The sequence below is a fragment of the Enterovibrio calviensis DSM 14347 genome (assembly GCF_000621165.1).
Lineage (GTDB): Bacteria > Pseudomonadota > Gammaproteobacteria > Enterobacterales > Vibrionaceae > Enterovibrio > Enterovibrio calviensis.
Map to the genome: position 1 here is coordinate 37,807 of NZ_JHZA01000007.1, position 20,246 is coordinate 58,052.

A 20,246-nucleotide genomic window follows, 5' to 3' on the forward strand; every position below is an offset into this window, starting at 1 on the left:
TCGTCACAAAATTTTGGCTATCGCGAAAGTCATTTGCAGTAGCCAAATGTTCCCCCCCTAAGTCAAATGGCCACACTCTGGCCATTTTTTTATTTTAAATGATATGGTTACGAACAGGTTGGGATCGAATTTCGAAAGGCGGCAAACATGAAAATATTGGTGATCGAGGATGATGTCACCACCCGGACATTCATTGCTACTGCGCTTACACAAGAGGGCTTTGTTGTGGATGAAGCAGCTCAAGGTCGTGAAGGATTAATGATGGCGACCAGTTCTGAATATCAACTCATCATTCTTGACCGCATGCTGCCGGAACTTAATGGTATGCAAATCCTCTCCGCATTACGCGCAGCATGTATCTCGACGCCCGTAATCATTCTCAGCGCCATGGACAGCATTGAAGATAAAGTAGCGGGTTTAAGCGCCGGCAGTGATGACTATCTAACCAAACCGTTTGCATTGGTGGAGCTATTGGCGAGGGTAAACAGTATTTTACGCCGCCAGAATCAAGCATCGCCATTACAGCATGAATTGATTATCCGCTCGCTGCGTTTGAATCTACGCAGTCATAAGGTGGATGTGAAGGGAGAACCATTAAAGTTGCAAAACAAGGAGTTCATTTTGTTGCACTACTTAATGGACCATGCGGGCGAAGTGGTATCGCGAATGCGTTTGTTTGAGGCGGTATGGGATTATCACTTTGACCCTAAAACGAATGTGATAGATGTACATATTGCTAATCTTCGAAAAAAACTGGAAGCAGCGGGTGCCAATGACTTAATAGAGACGGTGCGAGGAGCGGGCTATGTTATTCGCTAACTTGAGCCTCACTGTATTGGCCTTGATTGTTCATAGAAAGGTGAACAATGGCCGTCATTAGTAGCGATGTGCTCTATCGTTCCAGCATATTAAAGCTTTTGCTTTGGTTTGGTGGTGGGCTGTTTTTGGTGATGAGCCTATTGATGCAACAGCTTTACCAAAATTCATTGCAAACGTATCAACAAAGTTTGGACGATTTGTTGCGGCAAGAAAGTGAACTGATTGCTCAGTTGGCCGCCGTCACTGATACCAATACCATCATTGAAAGCATCGAAACTCGACAACAAAGCAGTCTGTATTACTATCACTTGTCTCAACCCGACCCAAGCAATGAGGTGGCTCCTATTCCTGATTACCCTCGGATTGCCAATATTAAATCGGTCCGGCAACCCTTAGGTATGCGAGCAACGAAAGTCGTATTAAAAGACGGTACGCCGCTAGTGATCGGGATCAGTGATGGGGTTTATCAGCAATTCCAGAATAACTTAAATGTTCGCTTTCTATGGGCGACATTCTTGCCATTTATGGGTGTTTTTGTTGCGGCGGTTTGGTTTGCGCTGAATATATTAAACCGGCTGAACAACGTTAATCAGAACATGAATAAAGTGATGTGCGGCGAGCGAGGCGTTCGTTTGAAAGTCAGCGCCGCGACTGATGAGTTTGATTTACTGGCTATTCACTTAAACACCATGCTAGATCAAATGGAGAAAAACGAATCGCGCTTACGTTCGCTCACGGTAGATATTGCCCATGATCTGCGAACGCCTATGTCACGGTTGAAACTCAGGATTGAAACCTTGTTGGGACAAGACAATTTAGCGCCAGCAGTGGAAAGTGAGTTGCATTATGTGCAGCAGGATTTCAACCATCTAATCGATACGTTCAGCGGCATGATGGAATTATACAATCTCGGTCATGGACGACATAGCGTAGCTCTCGAACCCGTTGATATAAAACCTATCATTTTAGATGTTATCGATTTTTTGGAGCCATGCGTGAAGGAGAAAAACCAGCGATTGAGCTATCGCTGTGACATACCTTGTTTGGTCGAGGGTAACCGTAATTTGTTATTTAGGGCGATATGTAATTTGCTCGACAATGCCAATAAATACACGCCTGATGGGGGAGAGATTGAGATCGTTTCAGATTGCTTTGGCATCGTGGTTGCGGACAATGGCCCAGGCATTGCTGATAAAGATAAAATTCGTGTGCTTGATCAATTGGTGCGCTTAGATCCTAGCCGAACAAGTACCGGTTTCGGTTTGGGGCTCGCATTTGTCAATTCGGTGGCGACACTGCATGGCGGGCGCATTGTTTTATCCGACAATGCGCCGGGTCTAAGAGCCCGTTTGCTCCTTAGGCAAGTGCAAACGTAAATCAAACGCCACTAAGATGCCTATTTAATACTTAAACCGCCCAATCATCGTATTGAGGTTTTCAGCCTGTCCGCTAACGCCATCCATGTTGTCGTTAATTCGATGGAGCGTTTTTGCACTTTGTTGAATGCTATCGCCAACACCCTCTACCCCCTGAGAGGCGTCATTAACCCTTTCAAATTGCGCTTTGATGGAGATGTTCACTCGGTCGAAGTTGGCGCACACCTCGTTGTTTGAATCGGTGATTTTTTTTAGCAAGTCACCAGACAAATTCACTTGCTCGACACCCACAACAATACGTTCATCGGACTCAGTGATTAGCGCGGAGATTTCCTTTGCTGCGTCAGCGCTTCGTTGAGCAAGGTTACGCACCTCGGCGGCTACCACTGAGAATCCTCGCCCTTGTTCACCGGCGCGAGCGGCTTCCACGCTGGCATTCAGTGCCAACAAGTTGGTTTGGAAAGCGATGCCTTCAATGGTGCTGATGATTTGCTGCATCTTCCGGCTAGAGTCAGTAATCGACACCATGGCGGCGTCAATTTGTTTGACCAACGCTTCACTTTCTTTCGCATGACTCAGTGCTTTTTGTGACACCGTAACTGATACGTTGGCATGGTCGAGAGCTTCATCAATGTTACTGCGCATGGCACGCATGAGTGTGGATACATCCTTGAGGTGTTTGACCTGAGTATCTATTTGTTGATTGAGCCCAAGCACTTCGGCAGAGGTTTCTTCTGATTGATGGGTGACAGTGGACGCCGTTCCTTGGATTTCGTGAACCATGTCAGCCAAACTTAAGATGGTTTGGTTGATGCCAGACTTCAATGTTTGGTAGTCACCTTTGACTTCCAATGAGAAATTGTCTGTTAAGTTCCCCTGAGCTAACTGGTCGAGCACTTCTCGGGTATGAGTGAGAACATGCTCAATGTTTTCAGCGGATTGGTTCACCGATGTGGCCAATTGCAGCAAGTCTCCCGAGACATTGTCAGTGCTACAGCGTGCCGATAGATTGCCGTTTGATACTTGCTCCATAACAGAAACGATATTGTTGAACACTGCGCCAGTAGACGTGGATGCGCCGTTGACGGCCAGTTTCATTTCATTCATTTTCCCTTGCGCGTTGAGCGCTACGGTTTGTCCAAACTGACCTTCACTCATCGATGCCATTACGTCACAGATATTGACGATAATCCCTTCAGTGTTGTCGATGGACTGGTTAATGGACTCTTTCAGAGAAGCCAAATCACCTGCAGCAGGTGCGGTCATGCGACGGTTATAGTCGCCCACTTCCAGCGCCCCCATGACGGTTTTGGCGTCAGCGATAAACGCAGCTGTGGTGCTTGCGGAGCTGTTGACTTGATGCTTCAGCGTCGCCAATTGGCCTTGAGCATCGGTCACGACGCGGCTTTCAAAATTACCTTGCTCGATTTTCGCCATGACGTTTCCGATGTCTTCGACGGTGATTTCAATTTTGTGGGCAAATTCATTGATACTTTTCTTCAACACCAAGAGGTCGCCTGCCATGTCGGTATCGACACGCTGTGAAAAATCTCCCTGAGATAAACCAGTCATGGTGTTGGAAATACACCCTACAGCACCATTGAGCGAGGCAAGCATAGTGTTGAGCGCTTCGGCCGCTTGTCCGGTTTCATCTTTGCTATGCACATCGGCGCGGCTTGAGAAGTTCCAATGTTGGCGCAACGAAAGGATAAAGGCCGACAAATCTTGTATGGGGCGAGAGATCCGTAGACCAAAGGTCTTGGCCGTATACAGCACCAAAGACACCATGATGATGACCACAAAAAGGTAGATCACTTGCAAGGTATAAACGGCCGATAGGGCTTCACTTGCGCTTTGCTCTACCAGCACAATCCATTCAACATCTGGGCTTATTTTGACCTTTTGATAAAGGGTGAGGGTAGATTCACCTTGGTAGTTGTCACCGTGAAGAGCTGCGATAGGCTCGCTGGTTTGACTGAGCAATGCCGCATTAATAGCGTCGGTGTCCAGAGTGAGGTTGTCACTGAATGAACTCTCGACGGTAAGCGAGTCATTATGAAAAGTATTGGATCGTAAACGTTTATCAGGGCCAATCACGAAAGATTCGCCCGTTGTGCCCAGCCCATAGTCTGCGCTCATCACTGCAGAAACTTGGCTGATGGGAAGTTGAACAATCACGACAGAAACGGGAACACCGTTGCTGTAAACGGGAGCGGCAATGAAACTGGCGGGGGCGTTGTAAGAAGGGGCGAATTGCTGGTAATCCACAAATGCTGTTGTATTGGTTTGTCCGTCTGCGAGTTGATCGCGTACCATGGAGAATGCCTGCCCCAGCCCTGAATCGGCAAAAGGACCTGTGTCTAAATTGGTGGCGTAATCCACCTCTTTAAAGACCGAATAGACCACATTTGCCGTGGATAAATCGACTAAGAAAATATCGTAGAAACCAAAGCCTTTGGCATAGTCGCGAAAGTCAGCGTGAAAACGGCGGTGTGCATAATCGTATTCTTGTTTTCCGCCTTGGCGTAATCCATCCTTTTCGCCCAATGGGTTTGGGTTCTTCACGATATAGTTGTATTGAAACGCCAGTGTTTTCGCATCAAGGTTGTTAATCACGCTGTCGATATCAAACGTCTCGCCCGTCCGCGATTCGTAGTTCGCGAGAAACGCTTCTTTGTAATATTTCTGTATGTCGGGGAGTTGCTCTGGCTTCAACTCCCTATACAGTTCATAGGAATTGTTGAGTGCAGGGGCGGCAGCTCTCGTCATCGGGCTGCGGGCAATGCTTTCAATCACGCGATTGCTGTTTTCGAAGTAGCCTTTTAGCGCGTCACCTTTTAAATGTGCGATGGCTTGAAGCGCGTCGCTTTTCTCGGCCTCCATGGATGACCAAGAACTGTATAAGCCGATGGCAGCGGTGATGACGGTGGGCACAAGGCCAATGAGGCAAAGAATGACGGTAAGTTTTTTTACCAGCGCAAAGTTTTCAAATTTCTGCATCCATGTTTCAAGCACAGTGTTAGTCCGCCCTAGCATTGTCTGTATCATTGTTAAGAGTGTAGAAAGGAATCGCTATGCTGTGTAGTTCGTTAGGCACGATAGGCTGATGAATTGTAAGCAACATACTTGCTAACACACTCTGTATCAGGAAGGCGTTGCCTAGCGATATAATTCCGTTTAGTCTCACTTCATACTCAAAGGCACTAGTGATGGCTGCTGCACCCCGCATGTTTTGGTGCTTGGGTGAATTTTTCTAAGCCGTTGCTCGATACCTGTGCTTTGGGTGATGATGTTTTGTACAACGCGTTGACGTTTTAAGGAGTGAACATTGGAAGTGCGCGAAAAAGTGGCTAATGAAACAAAAAATGTGGCAGTGCTGAACAAGCCACTGTCATTTGTCATTCTGATGGTCGGTGTCGCTTTTGCGGTGTTTAACTTGCAACTTGTGTTCGCTGACGAGCAAATTAGCCCATTGAAAGCTCTGCTCTACGGTGTGATGGCCTTTATCGCCATATTCGTGGTGCTGTTTTGGGTCTTTGATTCAAAGAACACGGTGGTGAACGATACGTTTATTTCGAAAGGGAAAACCAAGATTCATTGGGTAGACGTGACGGAATGGAAATCAAATGACTTTTCGATAGTGATCACCGCAGGTGCTCAAAAGGTTGTGGTGAACTACTACGCTTATGCGAATCCTGAAGATTTGATGACAACGATTAAGAAGTTGGTGAAGCAATCTTCAGCGCTTCAATAACGACATTTATGTTGAGCCCAATATTCTGGGCTCATCTTTCATCTCTCACCTTCATTTTCATTTTCACTCTCCATCTCTCGTTTCTCATCTCTCGTCTCGCTACTTGTCACTTCGCGTTTCCTTCTTCCTTTGTTTCTCCGTTCATTTCATTCGTTAAATATCCTTCGTTCCAATCTCGCTTTATCGCCATTGGTCATCGCGGTGTTTGTTGTTTTTGCTATCGAACGGCTATCCGTGGTCAGCGAATGGCAGACCGCATTGCTGACATTTATCAACCAAAACACGAACCGAAGAATTGAACAGTAAATAGACAATCTTCCTATTCAGTGAAGGTGCACTTCAACAAACGTCATAAATGGACAGTTATGATAGTTAAAAGCCAATGAAATCTGTTTGTTGCGCGTCCAGAATCAAAAGCTCAATTTGAATAAATATTCACTTTATCCGGGTCGGATATTGTCGATGGCATGGTGTTGGCGAGGGTTTGTAAAAGAGTGGCAAATAATCACTCCTCTCTTTAAGACGTAGACTATATTTTCTTTGCAGGTTGTCTTATTAATGCTCTCGGTGTCTTTCTGTTGCGTTTAACGTCAACGAACGAATGCATAAGGAGTGGAAATAGTGCATAAAATCAGCGTAAAACCACACTTTCCGTCACATTAGAGCGTGGATTTTGCAGGTAACATTTGCCAAGTGGATCGCAAAAATAAGGAAGGACCCTCCATGAGTGATTTAATGGATAACTATGACACTGGGGAGTTCTTTGATGAACTCGTTGACGCTGAAGGTCAATGTCGCGTTTCGTCGGGTCGACTTATACGCTACCTCGAAAGTTTGCCATCTGATGAGCTTGAAAAGCGTAGGCAAGCCGCTGAAGCGACGATACAAGACATGGGTATTAGCTTTACCGTCTATACCGATGACGGCAATATCGACCGAGCTTGGCCTTTCGATATTGTTCCACGAACGATCGACGCTAAAGACTGGTCCGTTGCCGAAAAAGGACTAAAGCAGCGACTCACTGCATTGAATCGTTTTATTGACGATCTCTACCACGATCAAAACTGCATTAAAGACGGCATCATTCCCGCTCACATCATAAAAGATTCAAAGAACTTTCGTCCTGAATGTGTCGGAGTGTCACCGCCGTTTGGCGTGTGGGCGCATATCTGTGGAACCGATTTGGTTCGAGCGGGTGATGGCGAGTTCTATGTGCTTGAAGATAACCTGCGTGTGCCATCTGGCGTGTCATACATGCTAGAAAACCGAGCTATCACTAAGCGTGTATTGCCTGAGCTGTTTGAGAATGACGACATTCTGCCCGTCGATTCTTATACCTCTGAGCTGTTTAACACCCTGAAAGCTTTATCGCCTCGTGCCGTACGCCGCCCTGAAATTGTGGTGCTGACGCCGGGCATCTATAACTCTGCCTATTTTGAGCACGCCTATTTAGCGCAGCAAATGGGTGCGGAGTTAGTGGAAGGCAATGACTTGTATGTGGGCGACGATGAATGCGTCTACATGAAAACAATCTTTGGCCCTGAGCGTGTTGATGTCATTTATCGCCGAATTGATGACTCATTCCTCGACCCAGAAGTGTTCGACAAAGACTCCATGCTGGGTGTGCCCGGATTAATGCGTGCATGGAAAGCTGGCAACGTGGCACTCGCCAATGCGCCCGGCGCAGGCGTCGCGGATGACAAAGTCGTGTATGCCTACGTGCCTGCATTGATTCGTTATTACCTCGACGAAGAACCGATTATCCCGAACGTAGAAACCTTCCTTTGTGAAGACGAAGAACAACGCGAATACGTGTTAGCTAATCTTGATAAGTTAGTGGTTAAGCCCGCCAATGAATCGGGGGGGTATGGCATGTTAGTAGGGCCACATTCCACCAAAGAAGAGCAAGATCAGTTCGCAACGTTGATCTCAGAAAACCCGCGTAACTACATCGCTCAGCCCACATTGAAACTTTCGACCGCGCCGACCTTGGTCGCGCCAGGCACGCTCGAACCGCGCCACCTCGATTTACGCCCCTTCATTTTACAAAGCAAGAAAACCTATGTGACAACGGGTGGGTTAACCCGCGTTGCCATGAAAAAAGGGTCTCTTGTGGTGAATTCCTCCCAAGGCGGCGGCAGTAAAGACACATGGATTGTTAAGACAAAGGGAGCGAAGTGATGTTATCGAGAGTTGCTGAACGTTTGTTTTGGAGTGCGCGCTATTTAGAGCGTGTAGAAAACATAGCTCGCTTGGTCAGTGTGTATGACGAGCTGCTTTATGATTTGCCACGCGATGTGCGCGTGTCTTGGTATAACTTGATTGAGATTAACGGTAATCCCGCGGAGTACTCAGAGAATTATTCCGATCATGGCGAAAAAAGCGTGATGCGCTTTTTGCTGAGTGATAAAGAAAATCCGAGCTCATTATTGTCTTCACTTTTTATGGTGAGAGAAAACATCCGCACCACGCGAGATGTGGTCCCAGAAGAAATGTGGGAGCTGATTAACGAAGTGTGCTTGCATGCGAAAAAGAATATTCAGAGTGGTATTAATCGTTCTGATCGCCATGCATACCTCAACACCGTTATCGAAGGCTGTCAGAAGATTAACGGTTTGCTTGGAAGCGTAATGAGCCGCAATGAGGCATGGAGTTTCATTTCCATGGGTCGTTACGTGGAACGCGCTGATATGAATACCCGTATTTTGGATTCTGCGGTTAAGCTTAAAGTGCAATCGCCTCCCGAAGAGCATGTGCTTCTCGACCAAGTGATTTGGGCGAAAGTGCTCAAATCTCAAAGTGCCTACCTTAATTATCTAAGAACCATGCGCATCGGCATTGACGGTATGAACACCGCATTGTTCTTGCTGACTGACGAAGACTTTCCCCGATCACAAGCGTTCTGCCTCAAGCAGATCAAACACGCAGCGGCATATTTGCCGCGACATAAACGAGTGGTATCTGAAGTGACGAAACTGGAAGACAATACTTACGGTATTGAACAGGAAGGCGATATTAGCCAAGCACTGAGTGATTACCTCAACGATATTCAGCTAGCACTGATCGCGTTGCAAAACGATATTCGCGAAACGTGGTTCCACTTCTCTGAAGGAGAAGCTTCATGACCATCCGTGTAGCGATACTGCATAAAACCTCTTATCAGTTTGATAAGGAAATCAATGTCCTGCCGCATATTCTGCGATTACGACCCGCGCCACATTCCCGCACTCACATTCATGCGTACTCGTTGAAAGTGACGCCGGATGATCATTTCGTCAACTGGCAACAAGACCCGTTTGGAAACTACCAAGCGCGCTTAGTGTTCCCAGAGAAAACGCGCAAGCTTGAGTTTGAAGTGGAAGTGATTGCCGACATGACGGTGCTTAATCCCTTTGATTTCTTCATCGAGGAATACGCGGAAACATTCCCGTTTGATTACGACGCGCAGCTTAAAAGCGAGCTAGGGGCTTACCTTGAAGTCACTGAGCAGTGTGACGAGCTGGATGAGTGGCTCACGGGGGTGGATTTGGGCGAAACACCCATTAATGATTTCCTCGTCGCGTTTAACAGTAAGTTAGCAAACGATATTTCATACGGTATTCGTATGGAGCCGGGCGTGCAAACCTGCCAAGAAACACTTACGTTGAAAAAAGGGTCTTGCCGAGATACCTCTTGGCTACTCGTACAATTGTTACGTCGTATAGGTTTGGCAGCCCGTTTTGCGTCGGGCTACCTCGTGCAACTGACATCGGACGTGAAAGCCTTGGATGGGCCATCGGGGCCAGAAGAAGATTTCACTGATCTGCATGCTTGGTGTGAAGTGTATTTGCCGGGTGCAGGCTGGGTGGGGTTAGACCCAACCAGCGGGCTTTTTGCGGGCGAAGGACATATTCCGCTGGCGTGTACGCCAGATCCCATTTCCGCTGCCCCAATCACGGGCAGCACAGAAAAAACCGAAGTGGAATTTGAATACAGCAATCAAGTAATTCGTATTCATGAAGATCCACGCGTGACCAAGCCCTACAGCGACGACGAGTGGGAAAATATTAAAGCCTTGGGCTACGCGGTGGATGCCGAATTAGCCGAAGGCGATGTTCGACTGACCATGGGGGGTGAGCCAACATTTGTTTCCGCGGAAGATATGGACTCGGATCAGTGGAATACCCAAGCCTTGGGCGAAGACAAACTGCGCCTAGCCAAAGATTTGCTGATTAAACTGAAAGACAAATTCGGCACACACGCGTTGCTGCACTATGGGCAAGGCAAATGGTATCCGGGTGAAGAGCTACCGCGTTGGGCATTGGGATGTTTCTGGCGCACGGATGGCGAAGCACTGTGGCAGAACCCAGACTTGCTGGCGCGAGTGGATAAAGACTACAAACATACACTTGATGACGCTCAAAAAATTGGTGCCCAGTTATGTGACTCACTCGGGCTAAATTCGCGATATTTACAACCTGCCTATGAAGACTCGCTCTACTACATGTGGATGGAGCGCTCATTGCCTGAGTCTGTTGACCCGCGCAAAGCCACACTGAGTGATGACTTAGACAGACGCCGTTTGGCGAACCTGTTAAGTCGCGGTTTAGAAACGGTGACGGGTTATGTGCTGCCTATCGAGTTTACAGGTCAAGGCTGGCGCAGTTCGCTATGGCCGATGCGATCAGATGTGATCACGCTGATTCCGGGTGATAGCCCAATGGGTCTGCGTCTTCCTCTCGGTTCGTTACCGCCAGTGAGTGAAGAAGAAATCATTCCAGAGCGTGACCCGTTTGAGCCAAGAGGGCCGTTAGCGGTTTATGATCTTGATGAGAAAGATTCAGCATCGTCAGAAGCAGAAGCAGAAGCAGAAGTAGAAACATCGAAGTCTCAGAGCCAGCCACAAACACAGACCGTGAATGTTATTCGTACGTCTTTGTGCATCGAGCCAAGAGAAGGGCGCATTCATGTGTTCTTGCCGCCGCTTGAACAACTCGAAGATTACGTTGCCTTGATTCACCACATCGAAAAAGCGGCAAGCACCTTGTCGACGCCTGTGGTCATTGAAGGCTATGAGCCGCCAAAAGACCCGCGTCTGCAGAAGTTCCTGATCACGCCAGATCCTGGCGTTATCGAAGTCAACATTCACCCATCAACCGACTGGGGTGAGTTGATAGACAACACTGAAATCCTCTATGACGCTGCCCATGAATGCCGTTTAGGAACGGAAAAGTTCATGCTAGACGGTCGCCATACGGGAACAGGGGGCGGGAATCACATCACGCTGGGGGGTAAAACCGCCGCCGACAGCCCATTCTTACGTCGCCCTGATTTATTGCGCAGTTTCGTCAACTACTGGCAGCACCATCCGGGTTTGTCTTATCTGTTTTCAGGCATGTTCATCGGCCCGACGAGTCAGGCGCCACGTCCTGATGAAGGCCGTGAAGAAATGCTCTACGAAATGGAAATCGCGTTCCAAAACTTCCCTGAAGGCGAGATCGATCAACCTTGGTTGGTTGATAGGCTTATGCGGAACATGCTGGTGGATATCACGGGCAATACCCACCGCTCTGAGTTCTGTATCGACAAGCTGTACGCAGCCGGCTCGAGCAGCGGTCGCCAAGGACTATTGGAGTTCCGTGGTTTCGAAATGCCGCCTCATGCGCGCATGTCCCTAGTGCAAATCCTGCTTGTCCGTTGTTTGGTGGCGCGTTTTTGGAAAGACCCGTATCACAAGCCGTTGATCCACTGGGGCACGACACTTCACGACAAATTCATGCTGCCGCACTACGTGTGGGAAGACATCAAAGAAGTGGTGGATGATCTGCAACGTCATGGTTTGCCGTTTAAGCTTGAATGGTTAGCGCCGTTTGAGGAGTTCCGATTTCCACATTACGGCCGACACCAAATCGACGGTATCGAATTGGAGCTACGTTGGGCGATAGAACCTTGGCACGTGTTGGGCGAAGAAATTACCCAATCGGGTACCAGTCGCTATGTGGATTCGTCCGTAGAGCGTTTGCAAGTGCGATTGAGTGGCTTTACCGAGAACCGCTACGTGCTGTCATGTAATGGACGCGGTGTGCCACTTAAATCGACGGGCAGACAGGGCGAATACATCGCCGCCATCCGCTATCGCGCTTGGTCACCACCGTCGGCATTGCACCCAACATTGGGCGTTGATGCGCCTTTGGTGTTTGACTTGATTGATACGTGGAATGGAATGTCGGTGGGCGGTTGCACCTATCATGTCAGCCATCCGGGTGGCAGAAGCTACGACGATCTCCCTGTTAATGCCAATACGGCTGAAGCACGTCGTGTTAGTCGCTTCACAGATTATGGATTTACTCAGGGGCCGCTGACGCCGCCTCCAGAGTTCAGTGCGTTGCGGGAGTTCTATCAGCACCAAGAGCCGCCGAAACCAATGGCACCGCCGAAAGAAGAGCTCAGCATCGAGTACCCCAACACGCTAGATCTACGAAAGCAAAGTGGGCGGATTGCGTAAACCTGAGACGGCAGAGTGTCACTTTTCTCTGCCAAATCAGGTAACGTAGCCGGAGACGTGCAGCAAAGGTAGTTAAAATAATAATGATGAATCAGTCAGATTCTGAAAATAAAAGGGCGACGGTTAACGCGCCCTTGCTATATCCCCATCTCACGCATGGAGACGCGTTTGATGAGGTTTATGATGAGAACTTCCACACCAAAAAGCATTGGTTGCCAGTGCTTTCTCATCTCTCTCAGCTACAAAATGGGAGAGTGCAAGAGTTGCACCAACGGGCTCAACGTATTCTGCGTGATGACGGTGCAACGTATGATTTAAAAAACGATCCCTTATCGCCTGATGTGTGGTCGTTGGACATCATCCCCAACGTGCTGGATGTGGAACAGTGGCGGCTTGCTGAGAAGGGGCTGGCACAACGCTCCGAAATGTTCAATCTCATCCTCAAAGACATTTACGGTGAGCAGCGTCTTATCAAAGAAGGCATTGTTCCTGCTGAAATTATCTTCAATCACCCTGATTTCATTCGACAGTGCCACGGCCTTGAATTGCCTGGATTGAAAAGCTTGATCTTGCATGCCTGTGACATGGTGCGCGACGTCAATGGCCAGTTCATCGTGATTGGCGATCAAACCCAAGCGCCTGTGGGCGCGGGGTATGCGCTTGAGAATCGCACCGTGATTTCGCGCGTGTTACCCGCCGTGTTCCGCCAAAGCCATGTTCGTCGGTTATCCGGATTCTTCCATACGCTGCGAGATACGCTGAACCAATTGGCCGCGCATAAAACGGACGATCCAAAAATCGTGCTGTTGACCGTTGGGTCATCGAGCAGCACCTATTACGAACATGCCTACCTCGCCAACTATCTCGGTTATCCGTTAGTGCAAGCCGCGGATTTAACGGTTCGAAATGGCAAGGTGTGGCTAAAATCGCTTAATGGCTTAACGCCAGTCGATGTGATTTTGCGCCGCACAGATGACAGAGATTGTGATCAGGTTGAACTGAATGCTAATTCCATTTCAGGTGTGCCGGGGTTACTCGAAGTGGTGCGTAACGGCAACGTGGTATTGGCGAATCCACTCGGCAGTGCCGTGTTGGAATCACCCGCTCTCATGGCGTATTTACCACGTATTAGCCAATTCTTTCTCAACGAAGATTTGATACTTGAGAACGTAGAAACGCGCTGGTGTGGCGACGCGCAAGCGCTAGATTACGTAGCAAATAACCTCGACACGCTCATTGTTAAACCTGCTTATGGGCGCTCGCAAGGACGCTCTATTTATGGGCACTGTTTAACGCCGGAGCAAAAACAGGACACATTGAAAAAGCTAAGGGCCAACCCTTCGGAATACGTTGCGCAAAGTTATGTGCCTGGTTCTATGGTGCCGGTTTGGTCGAATGCGAGATTGGAGGCGAGACCGAGTCTTCTTAAAGCATTTGTGGTGGCAGACGGCGATGGTTATGCGGTTATGCCGGGTGGTTTGAGCCGAGTGGCGGAGTCCAAGCAAGATTACATGGTGACTCGCTTATCGGGTTCACTGAGTAAAGACTTTTGGGTGACCGCCGACAAGCCCGATTTAACCCATGTCTCTTTGCTCGACAAAGAAGCCCTGCATGATGTGCAAGACATCAATATACCAAGTCGTGTCGTGGACAATTTCTTCTGGTTTGGCCGCTACGCTGAACGGGCAGAAATGAGCATTCGATTGCTTCGTGTGGTGTTTAAACAACTCAATGGCCTTGAATTGCTTGCACCGGAAAGCCGTGAAGTGTTGTTAAAAGCCGTGTCATTTCAAACCACGTGCCTACCGGGCTTCACTGAGGGCGATCACACCTTGTTTGATTACCCAGACGCAGAACTTGCCGATCTTGTGGTCAATGGCAATCGCGTGGGCTCAATCAAATCGAATTTACTTGCAATGCTGGCTTGTGGCGAGCAAGTCAGAGAGCGTTTGTCTGCCGATACCCGCATCATTCTTAACAAGCTACGTGACAACTTAAACGAGTTGGACAGAGCGTATGTGGGTGGCTTACCCGAAGCACCAGAAGAATCTCTTGATAACCTCGTGACTTCCTTGCTTGCCCTGTCTGGTTTGAGCAATGAAAGCATGCTGCGCGGACAAGACTGGCTGTTTTTGCAAATGGGTCACAGCACCGAGTGCGCGATTCAAACGGCCAAATTACTGCAATCGACCTTAGCACCGCGTCTTGGCGGTGTGGCCCAACAGCAAGTGCTGGAATCGGTGTTATTGAGTGTCGAAGCGCTTATTTCGTATCGCCGTCGCTATCGCACCAAGGCCAAAGTGCCGTTTGGTTTGGACTTGTTGATGGTCGACAGCACTAACCCTCGTTCGCTGGTTTTCCAAGTACAACGATTGCGAGAGTATCTTGAGTTTCTGCCGAAAAATTCTTCGTATGTCCCCGGTGGGTTAAGCAATGAAGTTCGATTGGTGTTGAAAACACTCAATGATATTCAATTGACGGATCTTGAAGCGCTATCAACGGCTAACCCAGAGACGAATTCACGAGATGCTTTCTCCACCTTGATGGCTCAAGTAGGCGAACAGTTGGAGCAATTTACCTCCATCATTGCCGATAAATACTTTGACCACACCGCAGGGCCACAGCAACTTATCAAGCCAAAATGGAAAATGGATGTATGAAGTATAAAGTCCAACACACGACGACTTACTCCTACAATTCGCCCGTGACGCTTTGCTATAACATGGCGCACTTAGTGCCGCGGGATACGGACAATCAGCGCTGTTTCAACCGTTTGGTGAAGGTGTCTCCCACGCCGGTATACCAGCGAGAAAGTGAAGATTACTACGGCAACAAAACGCTCTATTTCTCTATTCAGCAACCTCACCGAACACTGACGATTGATGTGGTGAGCTACCTTGATGTTCAGCCAACGCAATGGCAGTCCTTGATCAGCAGCCACACATTGACCTGTGGTGAGTTGAGGCGTTTCTTTGCAGAGGGTGCAACGGAAGAGGCCAGAATGGCGGTGGAATATAGCCTTGATTCTCTGCAAATTCAGCGTTCAGAGACATTAAAAGCGTTTGTGAGTGAACTGTTTGTGGACGACAAACCCGTGCTGCAATCTGCCAGTGAGCTAACGAGCAAGATCTTCACCGATTTTACCTTTGATCCGACAGCGACCGATGTAACGACGCCGCCAGAGCATGTGCTCAAGCAAAAACGCGGAGTATGTCAGGACTATGCGCAGTTGGCGATTGGTTGCTTGCGATCAGTGGGATTGGCTGCGCGCTATATGAGTGGTTACATAGAAACGCTTCCACCTGAAGGGCAAGAGCGACTGGTTGGGGCGGATGCTTCTCACGCTTGGTTTGCGATTTTTATTCCGGACTTGGGGTGGGTTGAGTTTGACCCAACCAATAACATCGTGGCGAGCGATCAACACATTGTGACAGGGTGGGGAAGAGATTACGCCGACATTACCCCGTTGCAGGGCGTAGTCTTTGAAGGCGGAGACACGCACAGCCTTAGTGTCGCTGTCGATGTATTGCGCATCTAGTCGCGAAAAGCGGCGCGGCTATCGGTTTTGTAAACCAAAAGAAAAGCCCCTAGACGATGTCTTGGGGCTTTTTGCTACTCAACGATTACTCGTAATCTGTCGCGTAAGTTTCTTTGTAGGTGTGCGAGTAAAGCTCGAACAAGTTGCCAAACGGGTCTTCCAAATACACCATCTTCGCTTGCTTGCTGTCGTCCTCTGGGTGGTAACGCATGATATCCATACGCACTTTCCCGCCAAATTCTTCAACTTTTTTGATCACGCCGTGGAAATCGTCTGTTTGTAAACAGAAGTGGAAAATACCCAAGCGTGTGAAATCGACAACATGACGCTCTTGGCGCTCTTTCATTTCGAATAGCTCAACGCCAATTCCATCGGTGGTGACAAGGTGCGCGATGTTGAAGCCTTTAAAGCCTTCACCGAACACAGCAATACACATTCTGCCGATGGCGGTTTCGCGCTCCTCAGTGACTTTGGTATTTCCCATGACAATGCTAAGGCCCAATGCGTTGGTGTAAAACTCAACCGCTTTGTCCATGTCGCCAACCATAATACCTACGTGATTCATTTTCATGATTTTTCTCTCTGAAAGCTCTGATGTTGGGAGCGCGTACTGTTCAGTGAACTGGCGAGTACGCTGTTTCGATGGAGAGAGTATAGGGTTAACGTAATGGCGATAAAAATTATCAATAATTATGTTATTGATAATGAAAATTTATGGAGTGGCATATGAAGCAATTGAGAAGGAGTAAGGATGCAGTCGATAGGGCGATCAAATCGGTTAAAACGGAAGGGTGAATCAGAGCATTTTTTAGAGATTGCCAGACACGACATGCATGTCAGGCAATCTTTTGATGAGAGTGGGAAACTAGCCAAACCAATAGATCCCAATCAATACCCAAACTGCAATGGCAACTGTCTCAATCACTACCATCAAGATGGGCTCATAGCCGATGGTGAAGAGTTTCTTCACCGAAGTCTTAATCCCTAATGCAGCAACCGCAGCAACCAAACACCATGAAGAGAGCCCAGATAATGTGCTTGTTACCGTTTCAGGCAAGATGTGAGCACTGTTGATCGCGACACAAATACAAAAGCCAATCACGAAAAATGGTAGCAATGGAATGTCTGATTTCCCGCCCGTTTGTTCTGGGTGGCTACGAAAATAGAGTGAGATGATCAAAATGACTGGGACCAAAAGGGCAACACGTAACAGCTTGGTGATGGTGGCAAATTCACCGGCTTGCGGAGAAATGGAATACCCTGCGCCAACTACTTGCGCGACATCGTGAATGGTTCCGCCGATGAAGATACCGGCAAGACGATCATCGAAGCCTAATACGTTGACGAAAATGGGGTAAATCACCATGGCAATGGTACTAAACGCGGTCACTGCGATAACGGTAAATAGGGTGTTTCTTTCGCTGTATTGGTGCTTGGGAAGAACCGCGGAAATCGCGAGGGCGGCTGATGCACCGCAAATAGCAACTGAACCACCCGTTAACACGCCGAATTGTATGCGTCGCCCGAGAATTTTGGCAATCAACATACCAATCGAGATAGTTAAAGCGATGCCACACGCGACCCAAACCAGCATTTCCCAGCCTAGTGAAGTCATCTCCTCCATGGTGATGCGCAGCCCCAATAAAGCGACGCCAAAGCGGAGGACTTTTTTAGACGCAAACTCAATACCCGGTTGGCATTTTGAATCGTTAGAAAGAAAGTGAAAAGCGATGCCCAGCAACAGGGCAAACAGCATTTGAGGTGCACCATAGTGCGCAGAGAGAAACGTCGCTGCAGCAGCAACGGTGACAGAAAGCAGTAAGCCGGGGGCGAGTGAACCCGCGCTCTGACGCAGGGATTGCCAGCTTGGAAGACGTTGTTTGGTGGTCGATGTCATGAATAACGCTCCATGTTATTAATATTATTTGTTTTTATTGTGATTTATCGGGGCGAGCCAAATCGTTGAGCTCTTTGAATGCAGCGTCGGTTAGTGTTAATCCTTGCTCAAGCACGCGTTCGCGCTGACGTAAACGACGCTCTCCTGGCAATCGCACACCTTCTTGTGCACACATCTCGGAAAACAGGGCTTCTAGCCTTTCAGCGAACTGTGGTGCAAGGAATGTTCCGGAAACACAAGGATCAATGGCAATCACTGAATGCCCTATGGCGGGTGGCCCACCTTCGGTATCGAAAAAATTGGATGCCTCATAACCATATAGTGCACCCGTGAGCGTGGCGGAGAGAATTTCCACCATGAGTGTCAAGGCTGCACCTTTAGCATCACCAATAGGAAGCATGGATCCTTGGATTGCTGCATCGGCATCTGTGGTCGGGTTACCTTGCGAATCAATGGCCCAACCTTCTGGGATAGGCTCGCCTTTTTTTCTCGCAAGCAGCACTTTCCCTCGCGCCACTTTGCTCATGCTCATGTCGATCACAAGTGGAGGATGCCCCTCTCTTGGGCAAGAAAACGCAATAGGGTTAGTCCCAAAAATGGCCGTGTTACCACCCCATGGTGCAATAGCGCTTGGGCTGTTAGAGAAGATCAGAGCAATGCAGCCTTGTTTGGCAATACGCTCTGCGTGATAACCAGCTTGGCCGAAGTGATGAGAACGATAAACAGTGGCGAGCGCAATGCCTTGTGCTTTTGCCATTGCGGGTAGCAGGCTGACCAGTTTGTCCATGGCTGGAAAGGCAAAGCCTAACTCTGCGTTAATTCGACAAACACTGGGTTTTGGGGTTTCAACTTTGGGTACGGCATCTCCAATGACTTTGCCGCAGGTGACCTGATCAATATAGGCAGCAAGGCGCGCCAAGCCGTGACCGGGTTGTCCGTCAATTTCCGCTTGAATAAGAGCATTGGCGACTGAGTGTGCATTGGATGATGTGACTCCGACATTTTCCAATGCTTGAACGATGAGCGCTTTTGCGTCTGATGGGTCGATATACACAGGCATGTCCGTCTCCGGTGTAAAAACGGAAGGAAAGAGAAGAGACGCTGAGTTTCCCCAGCGTCATACTCACGGTGCAAAGTAGGCCTAAGCTTAAGTTTGAGAGCCAAAGCCTTATGCACTGTGGTTAAGCTTACGCACTTCGGTAAAGCTTACGCACTGCGGTAGAGCTTGGTCAGTACAAACTCGCGGTGACCCAGAGATTCCGCTGCCGTGTAACGGCCGTTTGCTGTGCGAAGTGTCATGTCGATCAGCGCATCACCCGCTGAGTCCATGTTCAGTTCACGAGCAAGAATGCCAGATACATCAACATCGATGTGCTCGCCCATGGTACGCACGGTACGTGGGTTCGCAGTGATCTTGATAACAGGCACAATCGGGTTACCGATAACGTTACCTTGACCCGTAGGGAAGAGGTGAACGGCAAAACCCGCTGCGGCTTGCAAGGTCACACACTCTGCGGCGGCAGAAGAGGTATCCATGAAGTAAAGACCTGGGCCTGCGGCTGGGCGCTCCGCTGGCGTCAATACATCAACGAACTGGGTGTGCTTACCAATTTTCTGGTAGTTACCAAACGCTTTCTCTTCGATGGTGGTTAAACCACCTAAGATGTTGCCTTTGGTTGGCTGGCTGTCAGACAAGTCAGAGGTTTTGTGTGGCTCGATAACCTCGTCCATGTACGCCTGCCACGTGTTCAAGAACTTCTCACCGATTTCAGGTGAAACAGCGCGGGTCGCACAAATCTGCTCTGCACCGGTTAGCTCTGAGGTTTCACCGAAACACAGAGTTGCACCTTGCGCAGACAGCTTGTCACACAGGTTACCCACGGTTGGGTTAGCCGCTAGACCTGATGTCGTATCAGACTCACCACACTTCATGGAAATCCATAGCTCGCTAACATCACACTCTTCACGCGTGATTTCGCTTGCCGCTTGAACATATTCTTTAGCAACACGAGAAGCCGAAGCAATGGTGTTGATGTCGCCGTTTTGCTCGATAGCAAAACCTTGCACAGGCTTACCAGAAGCGGCAATACCTTCAACCACGCGTGCCGTCCACTCAGGTTCGATACCGATAACCACCACAGCGGCGACGTTAGGGTTGCAACCTGTACCAATCAAAGTACGGAAGTGAAGTTCTAAATCTTCACCAAATTGAAGGCGACCGTACGGGTGTGGAATGGCCATGGTGCCTTTAATGTTGTTGGCTACGGCTTCACAAGCGGCGTTCGACAAGTCATCTAATGGCAGAATGATCACATGGTTACGTACACCGACACGGCCATTCTCGCGGCGATAGCCCATAAATTTATAGTTGCTCATGG

The 20,246-nt window shown here is 48.7% G+C and carries 13 protein-coding genes; 8 read left to right on the forward strand and 5 right to left on the reverse strand.

Annotated features, from left to right (window positions below; translation table 11 throughout):
- Nucleotides 1-147: 147 nt before the first annotated feature.
- Both Q365_RS0104950 and Q365_RS0104955 read left to right on the forward strand, forming a co-directional pair.
- The gene (locus Q365_RS0104950) at nucleotides 148-819 is read left to right on the forward strand and encodes a response regulator transcription factor (RefSeq protein WP_028022297.1); all 672 of its coding nucleotides are present in this window, start codon (nucleotides 148-150) and stop codon (nucleotides 817-819) included.
- 47 nt (nucleotides 820-866) lie between these two features.
- On the forward strand, nucleotides 867-2,195 hold the full coding sequence (locus Q365_RS0104955) for a sensor histidine kinase (protein ID WP_028022298.1): 1,329 nt from the start codon (nucleotides 867-869) through the stop codon (nucleotides 2,193-2,195).
- A gap of 24 nt (nucleotides 2,196-2,219) precedes the next feature.
- Here Q365_RS0104955 and Q365_RS0104960 read toward each other — a convergent pair whose 3' ends face one another.
- Nucleotides 2,220-5,231 (reverse strand): methyl-accepting chemotaxis protein, encoded by a 3,012-nt coding sequence (locus Q365_RS0104960; RefSeq protein ID WP_245621497.1) that lies wholly within the window; start codon nucleotides 5,229-5,231, stop codon nucleotides 2,220-2,222.
- A gap of 298 nt (nucleotides 5,232-5,529) precedes the next feature.
- Here Q365_RS0104960 and Q365_RS0104970 point away from each other — a divergent pair, with 298 nt between their 5' ends.
- From Q365_RS0104970 to Q365_RS0104995, 6 genes are all read left to right on the forward strand, one after another.
- Nucleotides 5,530-5,949 carry a hypothetical protein gene (locus Q365_RS0104970; protein ID WP_211254241.1) on the forward strand — a complete coding sequence of 140 codons (420 nt, stop codon included), beginning with the start codon at nucleotides 5,530-5,532 and terminating at the stop codon, nucleotides 5,947-5,949.
- Between the two features lie 723 nt (nucleotides 5,950-6,672).
- A complete protein-coding gene (locus tag Q365_RS0104975; protein WP_028022302.1) occupies nucleotides 6,673-8,130 on the forward strand; it encodes a circularly permuted type 2 ATP-grasp protein in 1,458 nt (485 codons plus the stop codon).
- Nucleotides 8,130-9,074 carry an alpha-E domain-containing protein gene (locus Q365_RS0104980; protein WP_028022303.1) on the forward strand — a complete coding sequence of 315 codons (945 nt, stop codon included), beginning with the start codon at nucleotides 8,130-8,132 and terminating at the stop codon, nucleotides 9,072-9,074. The genes Q365_RS0104975 and Q365_RS0104980 overlap by 1 nt, the downstream gene beginning before the upstream one ends.
- Nucleotides 9,071-12,433 carry a transglutaminase family protein gene (locus Q365_RS0104985; protein WP_028022304.1) on the forward strand — a complete coding sequence of 1,121 codons (3,363 nt, stop codon included), beginning with the start codon at nucleotides 9,071-9,073 and terminating at the stop codon, nucleotides 12,431-12,433. The genes Q365_RS0104980 and Q365_RS0104985 overlap by 4 nt, the downstream gene beginning before the upstream one ends.
- An 83-nt stretch (nucleotides 12,434-12,516) precedes the next feature.
- The gene (locus Q365_RS0104990) at nucleotides 12,517-15,093 is read left to right on the forward strand and encodes a circularly permuted type 2 ATP-grasp protein (RefSeq protein ID WP_245621498.1); all 2,577 of its coding nucleotides are present in this window, start codon (nucleotides 12,517-12,519) and stop codon (nucleotides 15,091-15,093) included.
- The gene (locus tag Q365_RS0104995; protein ID WP_028022306.1) at nucleotides 15,090-15,971 is read left to right on the forward strand and encodes a transglutaminase family protein; all 882 of its coding nucleotides are present in this window, start codon (nucleotides 15,090-15,092) and stop codon (nucleotides 15,969-15,971) included. Before Q365_RS0104990 ends, Q365_RS0104995 begins: the two co-directional genes overlap by 4 nt.
- Before the next feature lie 85 nt (nucleotides 15,972-16,056).
- On the opposite strand, the gene Q365_RS0105000 is transcribed toward Q365_RS0104995, so the two are convergent.
- The 4 genes from Q365_RS0105000 to Q365_RS0105020 all read right to left on the reverse strand — a co-directional run bounded on the left by Q365_RS0105000 (nucleotide 16,057) and on the right by Q365_RS0105020 (nucleotide 20,244).
- Complete coding sequence (locus tag Q365_RS0105000; RefSeq protein ID WP_028022307.1) at nucleotides 16,057-16,542, reverse strand: VOC family protein; 486 nt, start codon at nucleotides 16,540-16,542, stop codon at nucleotides 16,057-16,059.
- 294 nt (nucleotides 16,543-16,836) lie between these two features.
- Entirely contained in the window at nucleotides 16,837-17,868 is a 1,032-nt protein-coding gene (locus tag Q365_RS0105010; RefSeq protein ID WP_028022308.1) for a YeiH family protein, read from the reverse strand.
- Between the two features lie 34 nt (nucleotides 17,869-17,902).
- Entirely contained in the window at nucleotides 17,903-18,928 is a 1,026-nt protein-coding gene (locus tag Q365_RS0105015; RefSeq protein ID WP_028022309.1) for an Ldh family oxidoreductase, read from the reverse strand.
- Between the two features lie 146 nt (nucleotides 18,929-19,074).
- Complete coding sequence (locus Q365_RS0105020; RefSeq protein ID WP_028022310.1) at nucleotides 19,075-20,244, reverse strand: UxaA family hydrolase; 1,170 nt, start codon at nucleotides 20,242-20,244, stop codon at nucleotides 19,075-19,077.
- Nucleotides 20,245-20,246: the final 2 nt, after the last annotated feature.

Coding starts and splice junctions, on each gene's coding strand:
- Q365_RS0104950 (WP_028022297.1), top strand. CDS start 148: ATGAAAATATTGGTGATCGAGGATGATGTCACCACCCGGACATTCATT.
- Q365_RS0104955 (WP_028022298.1), top strand. CDS start 867: ATGGCCGTCATTAGTAGCGATGTGCTCTATCGTTCCAGCATATTAAAG.
- Q365_RS0104960 (WP_245621497.1), bottom strand. CDS start 5,231: ATGCTAGGGCGGACTAACACTGTGCTTGAAACATGGATGCAGAAATTT.
- Q365_RS0104975 (WP_028022302.1), top strand. CDS start 6,673: ATGAGTGATTTAATGGATAACTATGACACTGGGGAGTTCTTTGATGAA.
- Q365_RS0104980 (WP_028022303.1), top strand. CDS start 8,130: ATGTTATCGAGAGTTGCTGAACGTTTGTTTTGGAGTGCGCGCTATTTA.
- Q365_RS0104985 (WP_028022304.1), top strand. CDS start 9,071: ATGACCATCCGTGTAGCGATACTGCATAAAACCTCTTATCAGTTTGAT.
- Q365_RS0104990 (WP_245621498.1), top strand. CDS start 12,517: ATGATGAATCAGTCAGATTCTGAAAATAAAAGGGCGACGGTTAACGCG.
- Q365_RS0104995 (WP_028022306.1), top strand. CDS start 15,090: ATGAAGTATAAAGTCCAACACACGACGACTTACTCCTACAATTCGCCC.
- Q365_RS0105000 (WP_028022307.1), bottom strand. CDS start 16,542: ATGAAAATGAATCACGTAGGTATTATGGTTGGCGACATGGACAAAGCG.
- Q365_RS0105010 (WP_028022308.1), bottom strand. CDS start 17,868: ATGACATCGACCACCAAACAACGTCTTCCAAGCTGGCAATCCCTGCGT.
- Q365_RS0105015 (WP_028022309.1), bottom strand. CDS start 18,928: ATGCCTGTGTATATCGACCCATCAGACGCAAAAGCGCTCATCGTTCAA.
- Q365_RS0105020 (WP_028022310.1), bottom strand. CDS start 20,244: ATGAGCAACTATAAATTTATGGGCTATCGCCGCGAGAATGGCCGTGTC.